The organism is Streptomyces sp. MNU76, from assembly GCF_020982545.1.
Lineage (GTDB): Bacteria > Actinomycetota > Actinomycetes > Streptomycetales > Streptomycetaceae > Streptomyces.
Window position 1 is genome coordinate 238,570 of record NZ_JAJKLK010000005.1, and the last position, 18,243, is coordinate 256,812.

Below are 18,243 nucleotides of genomic sequence, written 5' to 3' on the forward strand. Positions count from 1 at the left end.
CCGCCGTGTTCTGCTCGACGCGACGACCGCTGTCGCCCGGCCGCCGCACTCAGGCCTTGCGCGCCCGCGTGGCCTTCTTGGCGGGAGTGGCCTTCTTGGTGGCGGTCGCGGCAGCCTTCTTGGCGGCCGTGGTCCCGGTCGACGTGGTCCCGGCGGCCGTGGTGGTCCGGGCCGTCGCCGTCCTCCGCGCCGTCGAGCCGGCGGCGACGGCCTTCTTCGCCGTGGCCTTGCGCGGGGCCTTCACCGGGGCCGCGTCGCTGATCCGGTCGGCGCCGAGGATCTCCCGCAGGAACTTGCCCGTGTGGCTGGCCGGAACCCCGGCGACCTGCTCGGGCGTGCCCTCCGCGACGACGAGTCCGCCGCCGGCGCCGCCCTCGGGCCCCATGTCCACGACCCAGTCGGCGGTCTTGATGACGTCGAGGTTGTGCTCGATGACGATCACCGTGTTGCCCTTGTCGACCAGGCCGGACAGCACCTTGAGGAGCTTGCTGATGTCCTCGAAGTGCAGACCGGTGGTCGGCTCGTCCAGGACGTAGACCGTACGACCGGTGGACCGGCGCTGCAGCTCGCTGGCGAGCTTGACGCGCTGTGCCTCACCGCCGGACAGGGTGGTCGCGGACTGGCCGAGGCGGACGTAGCCGAGACCGACGTCCTTGAGCGTCCTGAGGTGGCGGGCGATCGCGGGGACCGCCTCGAAGAAGTCGGTCGCCTCCTCGATCGGCATGTTCAGCACATCGGCGATGGACTTGCCCTTGTAGTGGACCTCCAGCGTCTCCCGGTTGTACCGGGCGCCGTGGCAGACCTCGCACGGGACGTAGACGTCCGGGAGGAAGTTCATCTCGATCTTGATCGTGCCGTCGCCCGCGCAGTTCTCGCAGCGGCCGCCCTTGACGTTGAAGGAGAAGCGCCCGGGCAGATAACCGCGGACCTTCGCCTCGGTGGTCTCGGCGAACAGCTTGCGGACGTGGTCGAAGACGCCGGTGTACGTGGCCGGGTTGGACCGGGGGGTGCGGCCGATCGGCGACTGGTCGACGTGCACGACCTTGTCGACGAGGTCGTCGCCGTCCACGCGGGTGTGGCGGCCGGGGACGCTGCGGGCGCCGTTCAGCTCGCGGGCCAGGTGCGTGTACAGGATGTCGTTGACCAGCGTGGACTTGCCGGAGCCGGACACACCGGTGACGGCGGTGAAGACACCCAGCGGGAAGGACACGTCGATGTCCTGGAGGTTGTTCTCCCGGGCGCCGTGCACCGTGAGCTGCCGGGTCGGGTCGAGTGGGCGGCGGATGTCGGGCAGCGGGATGGCCTTGCGGCCCGACAGGTACTGCCCGGTCTGCGACTCGGCGTTGCCCAGCAGCTCCTTCAGGGAGCCGCTGTGCACGACCTTGCCGCCGTGCTCACCCGCGCCGGGGCCGATGTCGACGATCCAGTCGGCCATCTTGATGGTGTCCTCGTCGTGCTCGACGACGATGAGCGTGTTGCCCATGTCGCGCAGCCGGACGAGGGTCTCGATGAGCCGGTGGTTGTCCCGCTGGTGCAGACCGATGGAGGGCTCGTCGAGGACGTAGAGCACACCGACGAGGCCGGAGCCGATCTGCGTGGCCAGGCGGATGCGCTGGGCCTCGCCGCCGGAGAGCGTGCCGGCCGCGCGGTTCAGCGACAGGTAGTCCAGGCCGACGTCGACCAGGAACCGCAGCCGTTCGTTGACCTCCTTCAGCACGCGCTCGGCGATCTTCTTGTCGCGGGCGGTGAGCTTCAGCTCGCCCAGGAAGTCCGCGCAGTCGCTGATCGACATGGCGGCGACCTCGGCGATCGACTTCTCCATGATCGTGACCGCGAGGACGATCGGCTTCAGGCGGGTGCCCTCACAGGTGGGGCAGGGCACCTCGCGCATATAGCCCTCGAAGCGCTCACGGCTCGCGTCGCTCTCGGACTCGCTGTGCCGGCGCTTCACGAAGGGGACGGCGCCCTCGAAGGCCGTGGTGTACACGCGCTCGCGGCCGTACCGGTTGCGGTAGCGGACCTCGATCTGGGTCTTGTGGCCCTGCAGCAGGGCCTTCTTCGCGCGCTGCGGGAGACCGGCGAAGGGGATGTCGGTCCGGAAGCCCAGGGCGTCCGCGAGGGCTCCGACGAGGCGGCCGAAGTAGTCCTTGGTGTGGCCGTGCGACCAGGGGTGGATGGCACCCTCGTCGAGCGACTTGTCCTCGTCCGGGACGATCAGCTCGGGGTCGACCTCCATGCGCGTACCGATGCCGGAGCAGTCGGGGCAGGCGCCGAAGGGCGAGTTGAAGGAGAAGGAGCGGGGCTCCAGCTCCTCGAAGGACAGGTCGTCGTACGGGCAGTACAGGTGCTCCGAGAACATGCGCTCGCGCTCGGGGTGGTCCTCCGGGAGGTCGACGAAGTCGAGCACGACCATGCCGCCGGAGAGGCCGAGGGCGGTCTCCACGGAGTCGGTGAGGCGGCGCTTGGCGGATTCCTTCACCGTGAGACGGTCGACGACCACCTCGATGGTGTGCTTCTCCTGCTTCTTCAGCGTGGGCGGGTTGGAGAGCTGGACGGTCTCGCCGTCCACCCGGGCCCGGCTGTACCCCTTGGTCTGGAGGTCCGCGAAGAGGTCGACGAACTCACCCTTGCGCTCCCGCACGAGCGGGGACAGCACCTGGAAGCGGCTGCCCTCCGGCAGCTCCAGCACCCGGTCGACGATCGCCTGGGGCGACTGGCGGGAGATGGGCCTGCTGCACTGCGGACAGTGCGGCTTGCCGATGCGCGCGAAGAGCAGACGCAGGTAGTCGTAGACCTCGGTGATGGTGCCGACCGTCGAGCGCGGGTTGCGCGAGGTCGACTTCTGGTCGATGGAGACCGCCGGGGACAGCCCCTCGATGAAGTCGACGTCCGGCTTGTCCATCTGCCCGAGGAACTGCCGGGCGTAGGAGGAGAGCGACTCGACGTACCGACGCTGCCCCTCGGCGAAGATCGTGTCGAAGGCCAGCGAGGACTTGCCCGACCCCGACAGGCCCGTGAAGACGATGAGCGAGTCGCGTGGCAGGTCGAGCGAGACGTTCTTCAGGTTGTGCTCGCGCGCGCCACGGACGATGAGACGGTCGGCCACGCCGGTCCGCACCTTTCTTGAGTGGGGGACAGGGGCCAAAGCCCCCGTCCTCCACAGACTAGGGGGAGCCACTGACAGCGCCGGTCCTGTTTCCCCGTTCCACAACAATCCCGGGCCTTCCAGCATGCCCGACGCCGCTCCCGACCATATAGCACGTGCATTCGATTTACGGCGCTGGTCCGCCACCTTCACCCGAAGGTGTGGCCGGGGCTAGGGTCGGCGGCATGATGGATCACGCGCGTGACCTGGCCTCTGTGTGTGAAGCGACGGACCGGCTACTCAGCGCGGTCGCCGACCTGGAGAACGCGGCTGTGACCGAGCCGTCACGCCTGCCCGGCTGGACCCGTGGTCACGTCCTCGCCCACCTCGCCCGCAACGCGGACGCCCTGGTGAACGTCTTCGAAGGGCGCCCCATGTACATCTCCGGCGAGACCCGGGACGCCGACATCGAGCGGGACGCGCCGCGCCCCCTGCAGACCCACCTCGCCGACGTGCGCGACAGCGCGCACCGCTTCCAGGACACGGCCTCGCTCTCCCAGGACTGGTCCCGCACGGTCGAGCTGCGCAACGGAGTCCTCGACACCGCGGACCGGCTGCCCTGGCGGCGCTGGATCGAGGTGGAACTGCATCACGTGGACCTGGGGATCGGGTACGGGCTGGAGGATCTGCCGGGTGAGTTCGCGCAGCGCGAGATCAACTTCCTCGCGAACCGGTTCCGCGACCACCCCGGGGTCCCCGCGCTGATGATCAGACAGGACGACGGGCGCCTGATCCCCACCGGAGATGTCAGGTCCACCACTCCGGAACGACTCGAGAACGGCGAACACCTCATGATCACCGGCACCCGGGCCGACCTCCTCGGCTGGCTGGCCGGCCGTCGCGACGGCACCGCGCTGGGCGTCGAAGGAGGCACGCTCCCCTCGCTTCCCCCGCTATAGGCTGCCCTCATGACGTACAGCGGAGCGGTGAAGGTCGGCGGTCCTGCGGATGTGCACGAGCTGCAGGGCCTGATGATCTCCAAGGTCGCGGTGGGCCCGATGGACAACAACGCGTATCTGCTGCGCTGCCGGGCCACCGACGAGCAACTGCTGATCGACGCCGCGAACGACGCCGGTACCCTGCTCACCCTCATCGGTGACGACGGGATCGCGTCCGTCGTCACCACGCACCGGCACGGCGACCACTGGCAGGCGCTCGCCGAGGTCGTGGCGGCCACCGGCGCCCGTGCGTACGCCGGCCGGGAGGATGCCGAGGGCATCCCGGTACCGACCGACGTACCGGTCGACGACGGCGACACGATCCGGGTGGGGCGCGTGGAGCTCACCGCGCGCCACCTGGTGGGACATACCCCGGGTTCGATCGCCCTGGTCTACGACGACCCGCACGGACATCCGCACGTGTTCACCGGGGACTGCCTCTTCCCGGGCGGGCCTGGGCGGACCACACGTCCGGAGGAGTTCAACTCCCTGATGGACGGCCTGGAGACCAAGCTCTTCGACGTCCTGCCCGACGAGACGTGGATCTACCCCGGCCACGGCAACGACACCACGATCGGCACGGAGCGGCCCCACCTCGTGGAGTGGCGCGAGCGAGGCTGGTGACCGTCCGACGACGACCGCCCCCGCTTCGAACCCGAAGCGGGGGCGTCGCGCGTTCAGGCCCGTCGATCCTCGGTGTCCCGCACGTCGATCTCCCACTGCAGGCCGGGAATCGCATCGAGCTGCTTCTTCACCGCCTCACGCGCATCACCGGTCAGCGAGACCGATACCCCGGCGGGGACGTCGGGAGCGTCCGAGCGGTTGACAGCGGCCACGATCGCATCCGGATCCACATCCTCCAGCGCGTGGAGAACCTCGTCGACACGGTCGTTTCGCACAGTCGTCGAGACGTAGGTACGGACAGTCATGGTTGTCTCCCTGGTGGTAGCCCCGCTCTTCCGGCCCGCAGCACGCCGTCCTCGTCGGGCGGGTACGACCACGGGCGGAAGCCATGCCGCCAGCCTCACCCCGGCAGAGGCAGAGCGCATCCGCACCGGTGTGCGCGATCACGAGAAGCCACTGGCCCGTCGCCCGCCTTGTGCATGGCGCCTCGCCGTCAGTCCCTGGCCCGCATGGCCGAAGGCCACGTGCGCCGGCCCTGGTCAGCACCCGGCGTCCTTCGGGAAGCCGCTCGGCCGGCCCGCTCGTCGACGGCGAGGAACAGCACGGCGAACAGCAGAAGAGCCGTGCCGGTGAGGACGATCGCGTTGAGCCGTTCGCCGAAGACCAGGATGCCGACGACCGCCGCGGTGAGCGGTTCCACCAGGGCGACGACGGAGGCCGTGGTCGCCCGTACGGCGCCGAGGCCGACGAAGAACAACGTGTACGCCAGCGCCGTCGGCACGGCCCCCAGGTAGAGGATCAGGCCCACGGTCCATGCCGGACGCCCCATGTCGGGCAGGAGGCCTTCCAGTAGAGCCATCGGCAGAAGGCACACCGTGCCCACCGCGAAGCCGGTCACCGTGGACTCGAACGCGCCACCCGAGTTCTCTCGGCCGGAGAAGCGGCCCAGCAACGTCACGCCCGCGTAGCCGGCGGCAGAGAGCAGCGCGTATCCGATGCCCAGGAGGGGAGCGGGGCCGGTGCTCCCGTCCGCACTCCCCATCAGCAGCACCAGACCGGCGACGCCGCTCGCCACCGCGGCGGTTCCGGCGGCGCCGCTGCGCTCGCCCAGCGTGAGCCGGGCTCCGACGGTGACCAGTACCGGACCCGAGCCCAGGGTCACCACCGTGGCCACGGTCAGCCCGGCCTGTTGCACGGAGGCGAAGTAGGCCGTCTGGTACACCGCCAGCCCGAAGCCTGTGATCAGGGCCCGCCGCGGGTTCGCAGCGAACGTCGCACGCAGCGACAGCGCCGCCTCGGGCCGACGGGACAGTCGCACCAGATGAGCCGCCAGGAGCAGCCCGAGTCCGGTCAGGAACCGCCAGAAGGAAACGGAGATGGGGCCGATTCCGCCGGCGTCGTACAGTTCGGCGGCCACCGCACCGCCAGTGCCCCATGCTGTGGCCGCGATCGCGACGTAGAGAACACCCTGCCGAACGGGCAGGGCAGAAGAGGACTGCAACTGAGATCTCCTCGATCGATTGCCATCACGATGTCTCCGTGGGCAACCCGCGCAGCCACCCCGGCAACCCCGGGACGGCTCTGCACGACTGCCCGCCTCAAGCGGCGGGCGGCGGAGGCGTCAGAATCAGCTGCATGTGATCACGCTACCCGGCAAAGGGCAGGCGTCCCAGCTTGAGATGGGATCTGTCCACCGCTCGGGGCAGGTCCCCTCGTGTCGGTCATCGGGTCGAGGAACGTGACAGCCTCGGACAGGTGAGCGCCCTGCTCGGTTCCCCGTTCCACTCGGCAAACTTCCAGGGCGACGAGTTCGGCTCGGCAACCTTCCCGACGCTTGGTTCGACAGCGCGACCTTCTCCGGCGACATCGAGTTCCCCGGCGGCATGGGCAACACCCGTAAGACCCGGAGGCGTTCGTCGGCCTGATCCGCGACGTGGAGACGAAGACCTTCGACGTGCTGCCCGACGAGACCTGGGTCCACCCGGGCCACGGCAACGACACGACGCTCGGCGCGGAGCGGCCGCACCTGCCGGAGTGGCGCGCACGAGGCTGGTGAACTCTCCGGTGCCGCAAGGCAGTTGGTGAGGCGAACGGCAGGGGGCACGACCCTCCCGCACGCGCCCCGTGTGAATCGAACGCACACGCCGATGTCCCGCGCGCGCTCCCGGCGTACGCCGTGGCGTAGTCCACTGGAGACAGGTCCGCACGGGATGACGGCTCCCGCGTGGATGGGCCGCCGGCCTCACCAACCCCGCCCTCGGCCGGCGGCCCCGCCCTCGAGGTCGCACGCGTTCACAGAACCGCAACACCCGTTCCCAGAATGCGGACAGAACCGCAGGTGACCTCGACAGACGGGACGTCTCGCTGTCAATCTCACGCCATGCGTCCTGTCCTGCGAGCCGCGCGCTCCCCGCGCCGTGCCGCCTCCGCCGCCATAGCCGCCCTGCTCGCCGTCGTCGCGGTGGGCTGCGCCCCGCAGCCGGAGGAGGACGCCACCGGCTCGGCCTCCTCCTCGGCGTCCGGAGCGTTCTGCGCCAAGGACGACCTGAGCACGAAGACCTCCGGCAAGCTGACGATCGCCACCGACCAACCGGCGTACGCACCCTGGTTCAAGGACGACGACCCGAAGAACGGCGAGGGCTTCGAGTCGGCGGTCGCGTACGCCGTGGCGAAGCAGCTCGGCTACGACAAGGCCGATGTCGTCTGGCAGAGCGTGCCCTTCAACAAGGCCTTCGCACCGGGGGCGAAGACCTTCGACTTCGACATCAACCAGGTCTCGATCAGCGACGAGCGCAAGAAGGCCGTCGACTTCTCGTCCGGCTATTACGACGTGCGCCAGGCCGTCGTCGCGCTCAAGGACTCCGCCGCCGCGAAGGCGACGAGCATCGCGGACCTCAGGAAGCTGCATCTGGGCGCCCAGGTCGGCACCACCAGCCTGAACTACATCGAGGACGTGGTGAAGCCCACCCGACAGGCCGCCGCGTACGCGAAGAACGACCAGGCCAAGTCCGCGCTGAAGAACGGCCAGATCGACGCGATCGTGGTGGATCTGCCGACCGCGTTCTACATCACCTCGGCCGAGGTGACGGACGCGAGGATCGTCGGCCAGTTCGAGAACCAGGGCGGCACGCCCGAGCAGTTCGGGCTGGTCCTCGACAAGGGCAGCGCCCTCACCTCCTGCGTGACGACCGCCGTGGACGCCCTGCGCGAGGACGGCACGCTGACGAAGATCGAGCAGGAGTGGCTCTCCGACGCCGTCGACGCCCCGGTCCTCAAGTGACCGTGGTGAAGCAGGATCCCGGCCCCGAGGACGCGGACCCGGACACGGACGACCACGGCGACCCGCCCGGCGCGGACGACGGCTACGTCCCCTCGCGCCGACGGCTGGACCGGGAACGCTACAAGCGCGACCGGGCCCGCCGGGCCACCGCCGTCGCCGCCCTGTCGACCCTGGTCACGGCCGTCGTCCTCTACCTGGTCGTCGTGGGCGCCCCCGGCTGGCCCCGCACCAAGGAGACCTTCTTCAGCGCGGAGTACGCGCGCGAGGCGCTCCCCAGGGTCCTCGAAGGGCTCTGGCTCAACGTACGGCTGCTGCTGGTCTGCGGCGCCGCCGTGCTCGTCCTCGGCATGCTCATCGCCGTCGCGCGGACCCTGCGCGGCCCGGTGTTCTTCCCGCTGCGGGTGCTGGCGGCCGCGTACACCGACTTCTTCCGCGGGCTGCCGCTGATCATCAACCTGATGATCGTGGTCCTGGGCGTCCCGGCGCTCCGGCTCCAGGGAGTGACGGTCGACCCGGTGCTGCTCGGCGGCACCGCGCTGACGCTCACGTACTCGGCGTACGTCGCCGAGGTGTTCCGCGCCGGCATCGAGTCCGTGCACCCCTCCCAGCGCGCAGCCGCCCGCTCGCTGGGCCTCACCAACCGGCAGGCGCTGCGGCACGTCGTGCTCCCCCAGGCGGTTCGCCGTCAGGTGCCGCCCCTGCTCAACGACCTGGTGTCGCTGCAGAAGGACACCGGCCTGGTCTCGATCGGCGGTGCGATCGACGCCGTACGCGCCGCCGACATCATCGTGGGCCGCAGCCTCAACTACACGCCCTACATCGTCGCGGGACTGGTCTTCGTCGCCCTGACCATCCCGATGACCCGCTTCACCGACTGGGTCACGGCCCGCATGGACCGGCAGCGGGCGCAGGGAGGGACGACATGAGCGACAGCCGCGAAGCCCTGGAGCCGGTGGGGTCGGTGGAGCCCGGGCGCGCCTCCGAGGGCGCCCCCGTGCTGCGGATGGAGTCGGTGCGCAAGACCTTCGGCGGCTCGGTCGTGCTGCGGGACGTCGATCTGGAGGTCGCCCCGCACACCGTGACCGCGGTGATCGGCGCCTCCGGGTCCGGCAAGTCGACGCTGCTGCGGTGCGCCAACCTCCTGGAGGACATCGACGACGGAGCGATCTGGCTGGACGGCGAGGAGATCACCGACCCGCGCGTCGACCAGGACGCGGTGCGGCGGCGGATCGGCGTGGTCTTCCAGTCGTACAACCTGTTCCCGCACATGACGGTGCTGGACAACATCACCCTCGCTCCGCGCCGGGTGCACGACGTCCCCCGCGCGGAGGCCGAGGAACGGGCCCGGGCCCTCCTGGAGCGGCTGGGGCTGGGCGGGAAGGCGGGCGCGTATCCCGACCGGCTCAGCGGCGGTCAGCAGCAGCGCGTGGCGATCGTGCGCGCCCTGGCCGTACGCCCCCGGCTGCTGCTCCTCGACGAGATCACCGCGGCCCTCGACCCGGAGCTGGTCGGCGAGGTCCTGAACGTCGTCCGGGACCTGAAGGCCGACGGGATGACGATGGTGCTGGCCACGCACGAGATGGGCTTCGCCCGTGACGTCGCCGACCAGGTCTGCTTCCTGGACGGCGGCGTCGTGCTCGAACGCGGCACCGCGGCCGAGGTCTTCGGCGACCCGCGGCAGGAACGTACGCGGCAGTTCCTGCGCCGGATCGTCGAGGCGGGCCGCCTGTAAGGGGCGCCCGCCGGGAGACCGGGCATTACCCGCCGGCCTGGGGCGCGGGACTCAGGCGTCTGTCCGGCCCGCCCCGGCGAGCGCGGCGACCCGCTCCACGCCGAACACATAGCCCTGTACCCCGCACCCGGCGATCACCCCGTCGGCGCGCAGGGAGACGTACGAGTGGTGCCGGAACGTCTCGCGCCGGTGGATGTTGGAGATGTGCACCTCCAGCACCGGCAGCCCGTCGCAGGTGTTGAGGGCGTCCAGGATCGCCACGGAGGTGTGCGAGTAGGCGCCCGGGTTGATGACGATCCCGCTGTGGTGGAGCCGGGCCTCGTGGATCCAGTCGACCAGTTCGCCCTCGTGGTTGGACTGCCGGAAGTCCACCGTGCCGCCGTGCGCGGCCGCCGCCTTGGCGCACATCGCCTCGACGTCGGCGAGGGTGTCCGAGCCGTAGATCTCGGGCTGGCGCTGCCCCAGGAGGTTCAGGTTGGGGCCGTTGAGAATCATGATCGGGGCGTGGGCCAGGCTGCGGGGCACGGTTCCTCCGGTCCGTTCGGGGTGGGCGGCCCGTCGGGACCGCCGCTCGCCCCCGGTTTATCACGGTGAAACCGCCGGGAGGAGGCCGTACCCTCCCCGCATGATCACGCCTACGCCCACGCCCTCGTACCCGCCCAAGCCCTCCCCCGGCGACCGGGTCGCCGTCGTCTCGCCAGGTGCCGGTCTGCCCGAGCTGTTCCCGCGCCCCTTCGAACTGGGCCTGGAGCGGCTGCGCGAGGAGTACGGTCTCGTGCCGGTGGAGTATCCGACGACACGGAAGATGGGCACGACGCCGAAGGAGCGGGCGGACGACCTGCACGCGGCCTTCGCCGACCCGGACGTCAAGGCGGTGCTGACGTCGATCGGCGGCGACGACCAGATCACCGTGCTGCCCTTCCTCGACCGGGAGTTGCTGCGGGCCAACCCCAAGCCGTTCTTCGGACTGAGCGACAACACCAACGTGCTGGCGTACCTGTGCAACACCGGGATCGTCGGCTACCACGGCGGCACCGTGATGACCGCGCTGGGCAGGCCGGGCGCCATGGCGCCGCTGACCGCCGACTCCCTGCGCGCCGCCCTGTTCACCTCGGGGCCCTACGAACTGCGGCCCGCCGAGCGCTTCAACGACATCGACCGCGACTGGGCCGACCCGGCGACCTTCGCCGCGGAGCCGCCCTCCGTACCGGGCGCCGGATGGACCTGGGTGAACGCCGACCGCGTGGTGGAGGGCCGCAGTTGGGGCGGCTGTCTGGAGATCATCGGCTGGCTGCTGATGGCCGACCGCGAGGTGCCGCGCGATCTGTCCGTGTTCGACGGCGGGGTGCTCTTCCTGGAGACCTCGGAGGAACTGCCCAGCGGCGAGGAGGTCTTCCGCACCCTGCGCAACATGGGGGAACGCGGCCTGCTGCGGCGCTTCTCCGCCCTGCTGACGGGCCGCCCCAAGACCTGGTCCCTCGACCGGCCCAACAGCCCTCAGGAGGCTGCCCGTTACGCGGCCGGGCAGCGGGAGGCCGTGCTGCGCGCCATGCGGACGTACGCCCCCGACGCCACGATCGTCTTCGACGTGGACCTCGGGCACACCGATCCGCAGGTCGTCGTCCCCTACGGGGGCGTGATCCGGGTGGACGGGCCCGCCCGGCGCATCACGGTGACCTACTGAGAACCGTTGACGCCTCCTGAACCACCTTGGCCTCGCACGGGCCTCCGCACGCCCCCGTAACCGCCCGTCACCGTGGGTAGTTGACGCGGCATGCAACCTGCACGCACCGTGAAACCGCCCTCCATGCTGCGACTCGCGTCCGCCTCGCTCGCCGGGACGGCCATCGAGTTCTACGACTTCTTCGTCTACGGCACGGCGGCTGCCCTCGTCCTCGGGCCGCTGTTCTTCCCGACGTTCTCGCCCCTGGCCGGGACCCTCGCGGCCTTCGCGACCTTCGGGGTCGGGTTCGTGGCGCGGCCGCTCGGCTCGGTGCTGTTCGGGCACATCGGGGACCGGCACGGGCGGCGGCCGGTCCTCGTCGCCTCGCTGCTGCTGACCGGGGGCGCGACCGTGGCCGTCGGCTGCGTCCCCACGTTCGACTCGATCGGTGTCACCGCCCCCTTCCTTCTGCTCGTGCTGCGCTTCCTGCAGGGCCTCGGGCTCGGCGGGGAGTGGGGTGGGGCGGTGCTGTTGACGGCGGAGCACGCGCCGGCGGACCGGCGCGGACTGTGGTCGAGCTTTCCGCAGGTCGGACCGGCGGTGGGGTTCCTGCTGGCCAACGGGGTGATGTTGGCGCTGTCGGCGAGCCTGACGGAGGCGCAGTTCGCCGCGTGGGGATGGCGGGTGCCGTTCTGGGCGGCGGGTGTGCTCGCCCTCGCGGGCCTGTGGCTGCGGTCGTCGCTCGCGGAGAGCCCGCGGTTCCTGGAGATCACCGAGCCCGCGCGTGTGCCGCTCGCCGAGGTGGTGCGCGGGCACTGGCGCCTGGTCCTGCTGACGGCCGGCGCGCTCGCGATCGGGTACGCGGTGTTCTACTCGGTGACGACCTGGTCCCTCGCGTACGGCACGGAGCGGCTCGGCGTGAGCCGCACGGTCATGCTGACCTGCATCATGGGCGCCGTGGTGGTGAAGGGCGCCCTGACACCGGTGGCGGCGGTCCTCGGCGATCGGTACGGGCGGCGCCCGATGTGCCTGATCGGCTGTGGCGTCACCGTACTGTGGATGTTCCCCATGGTCGCGCTCCTGGCGACGGGCGAACCCCTGCTGATCTTCTTCGGTTTCCTCGTGGCGATGCTCGCCTTCGTCACCATGTTCGCCGTCATCGCCGCGTACCTGCCCGAGCTGTACGAGCCGCGGGTGCGCTGCACGGGGGCCGCCGTCGGCTACAACCTCGGTGGGGTGCTCGGCGGAGCCCTGACCCCGATCGTGGCCACCGCCGTGGCGCAGGGCGGACGGGTGCCCTGGGGTGTGGGCGCCTATCTCACCGGGATCGCGCTGCTGAGCCTCGGCTGTTTCGCGCTGCTGCCGGAGACCCGGCCGGTGCGCGTGGCGGCGACGACGGCGGAGGCCGAGCCCGCCGCCGGATGAGGGACGGCGCCGCGCGTCGGGGCGGCCGAGTGGGTGCGTTGCGTTGCCGGGTGCGGGTGGGTGGGACTTCTCGCACAGTTCCCCGCGCCCCGGAAGAGCAGGGGCTGCGCCCCATGCTCTTCATGCCACCGCCCCGTCCTCGTTCGTCCGTCCGTCGGTGTCCCGGAACCCGGGTCTACGGATTCACCGCCAGCTCCAGGTACGCCGCGAACAGCACCAGGTGCACTCCGCCCTGGAGCGGTGTCGCGCGTCCCGGGACCACGGTCAGCGAGGCCACCACGACGGTCAGGGCGAGCAGCACCATATGAGTGGCGCCCAGGCCGAGGACGAGTGGGCCGGAGAGCCAGATCGAGGCGAGGGCAACAGCCGGGATGGTGAGGCCGATGCTGGCCATGGCCGAGCCGAGGGCCAGGTTGAGGCTGGTCTGGACCCGGTCGCGGCGGGCGGCGCGCAGCGCGGCGATCGTCTCCGGCAGCAGCACCAGCAGCGCGATGATCACACCGACCACCGCGTGCGGCAGCCCGGCCTTCTCGACTCCGGACTCGATGGTCGGCGAGACACCCTTGGCGAGGCCGACCACGCCTACGAGGGCGAGGCCGAGCAGTCCGAGGCTGATCCCGGCGGTGCGGGCCGACGGCGCCTCGGCATGGTCGTCCTGGGTGATCACCTCGCCCAGCCTGGTGATCGGCAGGAAGTAGTCCCGGTGGCGCACGGTCTGTGTCGCCACGAACAGCCCGTACAGGGCCAGTGAGGACAGGGCCGCGAAGGTGAGTTGGGCCGTGGAGAACTCGGGGCCGGGCTTGCTGGTGGTGAAGGTGGGGAGCACCAGGCTGAGCGTGGCCAGCGTCGCGACCGTGGCGAGGGCGGCGCCGGTTCCCTCGGGGTTGAAGACGGCGAGCCCGTGGCGCAGCGAGGCGACGAGCAGGCAGATGCCGACGATGCCGTTGCAGGTGATCATCACGGCGGCGAAGACGGTGTCGCGGGCGAGGGTCGAGCTCTTGTCCCCGCCGTCGGCCATCAACGTGACGATCAGGGCGACCTCGATGATCGTGACGGCGACGGCGAGGACGAGGGATCCGAAGGGTTCACCGATCCGGTGTGCGACGACCTCGGCGTGGTGCACGGCGGCCAGGACGGCTCCCGCGAGCACCAGGGTCACCAGGGCGACTGCCGCAGGGGGCAGATCGCGTCCCCGGGTGAGAGCGAGCAGGACGACCGCGGCAACCGGGACGACAGCAGTCCATCGCGTCGTGAGCGACCGGAGCCGAGCGAGCACGCGGTGATCCTTTCAGACGTGCAGGGGCCCCGCACTCCGGTGGACGCGTGGAACTGCGTCTCCGTCGTGCGGGGCCCCATCCGTGTGTGCTTGGGTGCGGGTCGGCCTCCGTCAGGCCTCGATGCTGTCCTTCTCCGCGCCTTCTGCGTTGTTCTGCTCGGCCTCGGCCTGCGCCTGTTTCTTGGACGCGATCAGGCTGGTGATCGTGGTGACGATCAGCACCGCGCAGATCACGCCGAGGGACACCGGGATGGAGATCTCCGGAACGTGTACCCCGGACTCGTGCAGTGCGTGCAGCACCAGCTTCACACCGATGAAGCCGAGGATGACCGACAGGCCGTAGGACAGGTGGACCAGCTTCTTCAGCAGACCGCCGATGAGGAAGTACAGCTGTCGCAGGCCCATGAGCGCGAACGCGTTGGCCGTGAACACGATGTACGGGTCCTGGGTCAGGCCGAAGATCGCGGGGATGGAGTCCAGGGCGAAGAGGACGTCGGTGGTTCCGATGGCGAGCATCACGACGAGCATCGGCGTCATGACGCGCTTGCCGTTCTCCTCGATCCAGAGCTTGGTGCCGTGGTACCGGTCGGCGACGCCGAAGCGCTTCTCGGCGGCCTTGAGGAGCTTGCTCTCCTCCCAGTCCTCGTCGTCCTCCTCGGCCCTGGCCTCCTGGATGAGCTTCCAGGCGGTGTAGATCAGGAACGCGCCGAAGATGTAGAAGACCCAGGCGAAGCTGGCGAGGATGGCCGCGCCCGCCGCGATGAAGATCGCGCGGAGCACCAGGGCTATCAACACACCGATCAGCAGCACTCGCTGCTGGTACTGCGAGGGCACCGAGAACTTCGCCATGATCAGCACGAAGACGAAGAGGTTGTCGACGCTCAGCGACTTCTCGGTGATGAAGCCGGCGAAGAACTCTCCGGCCGGCTGACCGCCGCCGAAGACGAGGAGCCCGAGCCCGAAGAGGGCGGCCAGGACGATCCAGACGATCGTCCAGATCCCGGCTTCCTTGATGGACACGTCATGGGGCTTGCGGCCGATGAAGAAGTCGACCGCGATGAGGGCGGCAAGCCCCACCACTGTGAGGACCCAAAGGGTCACGGAAACATCCACTGCGCCTCCGGCAGTACGTAACGGCAAATTTCAGCGTCGTCGCTACCGGAGGTCTCTTCCACCCGGTCCTCCAGGGCGTTCCACAACGCCTGATGCCGCCGGGCCGACGCCCCGGGATCGGATCGATCCGTATTGACGGGTACGCCGCAGATGCAGGGAGTACTCCCCTCCGCACGAAAAAGGGTACCCAATCACCAAGAGAAGGTAAAGAGCTAGGCAAAGGAAGGATCAAAACCGCAGGTCAAAACGCTTTGCGAGGACTTGGTACGGGCTGCGGGGGCCGACGGTCCTCAGCGGTTCCAGGAGCGGCGGGCCTCCGCGACCCGGGCGAGCACGTCGTGCATGACCCTGCTGCCGGGCGGGACGGTCGACGGCTCGTACGTCCACGCGTGCCCGACCCACGGGTCGGCCAGGTGGTCGTCGGGCGTGGGGGTGAGTCGCATCAGCGAACGCCACAGCGGGTCGAGCAACGGCCCGTAGGCGGCGGCTTCCTGACGGTCGGCGACCATCATCAGGTGCACACCGACGGCGGGGCCCTCGTCCGCGAGGTAGCGGAGCTGTGTGACCGCGCGGTCGTCGAAACCGTGCGGGAAGTCGTTGACGATCAGCAGCTGTTCGGCGGTGTCGAAGCCGGGGGGCAGTGCGTCGGCCACGCCACCGCGCACCGCCATCTGCACGAGGTCGACACGTTGGGTGAGCCGCCCCAGCACCTCGGAGACACCCGCCGCACCGGCGGCGGGCGGCCCGGCGAGCACACCGGCCCGGGTCAGGGGCGTCAAGGCGGACGAGCCGGCCCCGGCCGCGTCGATGATGTGCACGGCGAACTCGCCCGGCGGGTAGACCGCGAGCAACCGGGCGGCGACAGCCACCGCGGTGTCGAGCGCGAGGCGGCGCAGCTCGTCGGAGTCGGCGAGCGCGTCTCGGGAGCCGGAGCGGCCGCTGTCGATCCACAGGCCGCGCTCCAGCGGCAGCCGGACCAGCATCGGGATGCGCACGTCCTCGCTCTCCGGCAGATGGAGGTCGCCCAGCCGCAGGGCCATCGGGATCTCCATCGGCACCCGGTAGCCGTGCCAGACCGGGTTGTCCCAGCCCGCGTACGCCGGGGGCAGTGCGGGCTCGACGACGTCCGCCTCGGCACCGAGCTGGGCCAGGTCCCGGTCGAGGGCGGCCCTGGCCTGCTCGACGAGCTGGGCGTGCTTGGCCCGGGCCGCCTCGCGCGCGGCGTCGCCATGCCCGCTGATGCGGCTACGCGGGTCGGACAGGGCCTTGTCCAGCTCCTGTTCCATCCGCGACTCGGCGAAGTCGACGGCACTGCGGTACGCGGCCGTGGTGCGGGCGAGGTCCTCGAACATGCCCCACACCTGGTTGTAGAGCCGCTCCTCCATGGACCAGCCGGTCGCGTCCCCGGCGACGGGCCGCGCGGGCTGTCCCGGCTCGGCCGGGGCGCGGTCGGCGCGGGCGGGGGCGGCGCGGTGGTCTGGCGGCCGGGTGGCTGTAGTTGACCGGACCGCGGCCGTGGCCTGGGCGGACTGGCCGGTGGCCGGGTCCGCCGAGGTGGGGCCGCCGTGCCGCGCCGCCGCGTGGTCGGGCAGCGTGCCGTCGTGGGGAGAGCCGTACGGGGGTGTCGTGCCGTACGGAGAGGTGGGCTGGTGGCCCGGGGACGGCGCGCTGGTGCCGGGCACGCCCTGGGGGGTCGCGCCGCCGTGGGTCTCGTCCGGGCCGGTCGCGGGGGCGGCCGTCCGACGGGGTCGTTCCGCGTCCGGCAGGCGGGGCGGAGGGGTTGCCACCGAGCGGGCGAGGCCCTGGGCCACTGCCTCGTTGATGCTGCCGGCCAGTTGCTGGGCCTGTGGCAGGCCCTGGTCGGCGAGCAGCGCCGCGAGGCCGCCCGCGTATCCCTGGCCGACCGCGCGGACCTTCCAGGCACCCTGCCTGCGGTACAGCTCCAGGGCGACGACGGCCGACTCCGGTTCGAGATCGGTGATGGTGTAGCTGGCGACCTCGGTGCCGTCGAGGCCGGTGACCGCGACGAAAGGGGCGGCCACGGCGCCGAAGCGCGCCGGACCGCCGGTCCCCGTGGGGAGGGCGAGCAGCACACTCACCCGGTGCACGGACGGCGCGAGGGCCTCGAGGTCCACGGCGAGGCGGTGGTCGGCCGCCGCCTGCCTGGGGACCTCCAGGCCCGGGAGGGTGGGCGCGCCCGGGTGGGCGACCCATTCGACACCGTGCACCCGGCCGTGCTCGTCGCCGAGGGTGGCCCCGGCCACGATCGGCGTGCCGGCCGAGACGCGGATCTCCAGTCGGACCTCGGGCAGCGGATGGTTCTGCCCCCGGACCAGCTCGGCCGTCATCGACTTCGTCCCCCTGTGTCGCGTGCTCTGTGTACTCGGTGCGCGCCTACAGCACCGGCAGGATCGCCGGCATCAGGTCCTGGAAGGTGCGGCCGTTGGCGGGCGAACCGATGGCGGTCATCTGCCAGCCCGCGCCCGCGCGGTGCACCTTGGCCATGATCTGGGCGGTGTACTGGCCGCCGCCCGCGAGGGTGTAGCGCGCCAGCTCCTGGCCGTTGGTCTCGTCGACCAGTCGGCAGAACGCGTTCTGCACCTCCTGGAAGGTCTGGCCCGTGAAGGAGTTCACGGTGAAGACGATCTGGTCGATGTGGACCGGCACCCGGGCCAGGTCGACGAGGATCGCCTCGTCGTCGCCGCCCTGGCCGACGCCGCCGACCAGGTTGTCGCCGGTGTGGCGGACGGAGCCGTCGTCGCTCACCAGGTGACGGAAGAAGACGACGTCGACGGGCTGCTTGTCCGCGAACAGCACGGCGGAGGCGTCGAGGTCGATCTCACGGGTGCGGGATCCGAACAGGCCGCGCCTGGGGGCAGCCTGCCAGCCGAGACCCATGCGCACCGCGGTCAGGCTGCCTCCGTCGTTCTTCTGCAGACTGATGGCCTGACCCTTGGTCATGTTGACGGTCACGCGCTGATTCCCCTCTCGACTGTCCCCTGTTCCCGCGGAGTCCGCGGATGTGCAGCACCTTACGCAGCGGCACT

Annotated in this window: 14 protein-coding genes and 2 pseudogenes; 8 read left to right on the top strand and 8 right to left on the bottom strand. The window is 70.7% G+C overall.

The features are described 5' to 3' along the window. Positions 1-49 precede the first annotated feature (49 nt). Positions 50-3,106, bottom strand: coding sequence for an excinuclease ABC subunit UvrA (gene uvrA, locus E4N62_RS14430; protein ID WP_230214550.1), 3,057 nt, complete (start codon positions 3,104-3,106; stop codon positions 50-52). A 224-nt stretch (positions 3,107-3,330) separates the two neighbouring features. Here uvrA and E4N62_RS14435 point away from each other — a divergent pair, with 224 nt between their 5' ends. Then, entirely contained in the window at positions 3,331-4,044 is a 714-nt protein-coding gene (locus E4N62_RS14435; RefSeq protein WP_230214553.1) for a maleylpyruvate isomerase family mycothiol-dependent enzyme, read from the top strand. 9 nt (positions 4,045-4,053) lie between these two features. Continuing rightward, positions 4,054-4,707: an MBL fold metallo-hydrolase gene (locus tag E4N62_RS14440; protein WP_230214555.1), complete on the top strand. Its 654-nt coding sequence runs from the start codon at positions 4,054-4,056 to the stop codon at positions 4,705-4,707. Positions 4,708-4,760: 53 nt separating this feature from the next. On the opposite strand, the gene E4N62_RS14445 is transcribed toward E4N62_RS14440, so the two are convergent. Continuing rightward, positions 4,761-5,012: a hypothetical protein gene (locus tag E4N62_RS14445; RefSeq protein WP_230214558.1), complete on the bottom strand. Its 252-nt coding sequence runs from the start codon at positions 5,010-5,012 to the stop codon at positions 4,761-4,763. 188 nt (positions 5,013-5,200) lie between these two features. Further along, positions 5,201-6,208: a DMT family transporter gene (locus tag E4N62_RS14450; RefSeq protein ID WP_230214561.1), complete on the bottom strand. Its 1,008-nt coding sequence runs from the start codon at positions 6,206-6,208 to the stop codon at positions 5,201-5,203. Between the two features lie 352 nt (positions 6,209-6,560). Here E4N62_RS14450 and E4N62_RS14455 point away from each other — a divergent pair. The 4 genes and pseudogenes from E4N62_RS14455 to E4N62_RS14470 all read left to right on the top strand — a co-directional run. After that, positions 6,561-6,763 (top strand): annotated as a pseudogene (locus E4N62_RS14455) (MBL fold metallo-hydrolase); the annotation flags it as partial. Positions 6,764-7,087: 324 nt separating this feature from the next. Continuing rightward, positions 7,088-7,987 (top strand): ABC transporter substrate-binding protein, encoded by a 900-nt coding sequence (locus E4N62_RS14460; protein ID WP_230214563.1) that lies wholly within the window; start codon positions 7,088-7,090, stop codon positions 7,985-7,987. After that, the gene (locus tag E4N62_RS14465; RefSeq protein WP_230214567.1) at positions 7,984-8,913 is read left to right on the top strand and encodes an amino acid ABC transporter permease; all 930 of its coding nucleotides are present in this window, start codon (positions 7,984-7,986) and stop codon (positions 8,911-8,913) included. The genes E4N62_RS14460 and E4N62_RS14465 overlap by 4 nt, the downstream gene beginning before the upstream one ends. A 77-nt stretch (positions 8,914-8,990) precedes the next feature. Continuing rightward, on the top strand, positions 8,991-9,719 hold the full coding sequence (locus tag E4N62_RS14470; protein ID WP_230214867.1) for an amino acid ABC transporter ATP-binding protein: 729 nt from the start codon (positions 8,991-8,993) through the stop codon (positions 9,717-9,719). A 51-nt stretch (positions 9,720-9,770) separates the two neighbouring features. On the opposite strand, the gene aroQ is transcribed toward E4N62_RS14470, so the two are convergent. Then, positions 9,771-10,244 (bottom strand): type II 3-dehydroquinate dehydratase, encoded by a 474-nt coding sequence (gene aroQ / locus E4N62_RS14475; RefSeq protein ID WP_230214570.1) that lies wholly within the window; start codon positions 10,242-10,244, stop codon positions 9,771-9,773. 100 nt (positions 10,245-10,344) lie between these two features. Between aroQ and E4N62_RS14480 the strand changes: the two genes are divergently transcribed. Together E4N62_RS14480 and E4N62_RS14485 are read left to right on the top strand one after the other, a co-directional pair. Next, entirely contained in the window at positions 10,345-11,403 is a 1,059-nt protein-coding gene (locus E4N62_RS14480; RefSeq protein ID WP_230214573.1) for a S66 peptidase family protein, read from the top strand. Between the two features lie 123 nt (positions 11,404-11,526). Continuing rightward, positions 11,527-12,807 carry an MFS transporter gene (locus E4N62_RS14485; protein WP_230214578.1) on the top strand — a complete coding sequence of 427 codons (1,281 nt, stop codon included), beginning with the start codon at positions 11,527-11,529 and terminating at the stop codon, positions 12,805-12,807. Between the two features lie 175 nt (positions 12,808-12,982). Here E4N62_RS14485 and E4N62_RS14490 read toward each other — a convergent pair whose 3' ends face one another. From E4N62_RS14490 to E4N62_RS14505, 4 genes and pseudogenes are all read right to left on the bottom strand, one after another. Then, positions 12,983-14,083: a calcium:proton antiporter gene (locus E4N62_RS14490; RefSeq protein WP_230214590.1), complete on the bottom strand. Its 1,101-nt coding sequence runs from the start codon at positions 14,081-14,083 to the stop codon at positions 12,983-12,985. A gap of 111 nt (positions 14,084-14,194) precedes the next feature. Beyond that, positions 14,195-15,196: a TerC/Alx family metal homeostasis membrane protein gene (locus tag E4N62_RS14495; protein ID WP_230214591.1), complete on the bottom strand. Its 1,002-nt coding sequence runs from the start codon at positions 15,194-15,196 to the stop codon at positions 14,195-14,197. A 290-nt stretch (positions 15,197-15,486) separates the two neighbouring features. Then, positions 15,487-17,544, bottom strand: a pseudogene (locus tag E4N62_RS14500) (TerD family protein). A gap of 46 nt (positions 17,545-17,590) precedes the next feature. Then, entirely contained in the window at positions 17,591-18,169 is a 579-nt protein-coding gene (locus E4N62_RS14505) for a TerD family protein (protein WP_184895455.1), read from the bottom strand. Between the last annotated feature and the right edge of the window lie 74 nt (positions 18,170-18,243).

Excerpts from the sequence above, each read along its gene's own strand:
- E4N62_RS14435 (WP_230214553.1), top strand. The coding sequence starts at position 3,331 with ATGATGGATCACGCGCGTGACCTGGCCTCTGTGTGTGAAGCGACGGAC.
- E4N62_RS14440 (WP_230214555.1), top strand. The coding sequence starts at position 4,054 with ATGACGTACAGCGGAGCGGTGAAGGTCGGCGGTCCTGCGGATGTGCAC.
- E4N62_RS14445 (WP_230214558.1), bottom strand. The coding sequence starts at position 5,012 with ATGACTGTCCGTACCTACGTCTCGACGACTGTGCGAAACGACCGTGTC.
- E4N62_RS14460 (WP_230214563.1), top strand. The coding sequence starts at position 7,088 with ATGCGTCCTGTCCTGCGAGCCGCGCGCTCCCCGCGCCGTGCCGCCTCC.
- E4N62_RS14470 (WP_230214867.1), top strand. The coding sequence starts at position 8,991 with ATGGAGTCGGTGCGCAAGACCTTCGGCGGCTCGGTCGTGCTGCGGGAC.
- E4N62_RS14480 (WP_230214573.1), top strand. The coding sequence starts at position 10,345 with ATGATCACGCCTACGCCCACGCCCTCGTACCCGCCCAAGCCCTCCCCC.
- E4N62_RS14485 (WP_230214578.1), top strand. The coding sequence starts at position 11,527 with ATGCTGCGACTCGCGTCCGCCTCGCTCGCCGGGACGGCCATCGAGTTC.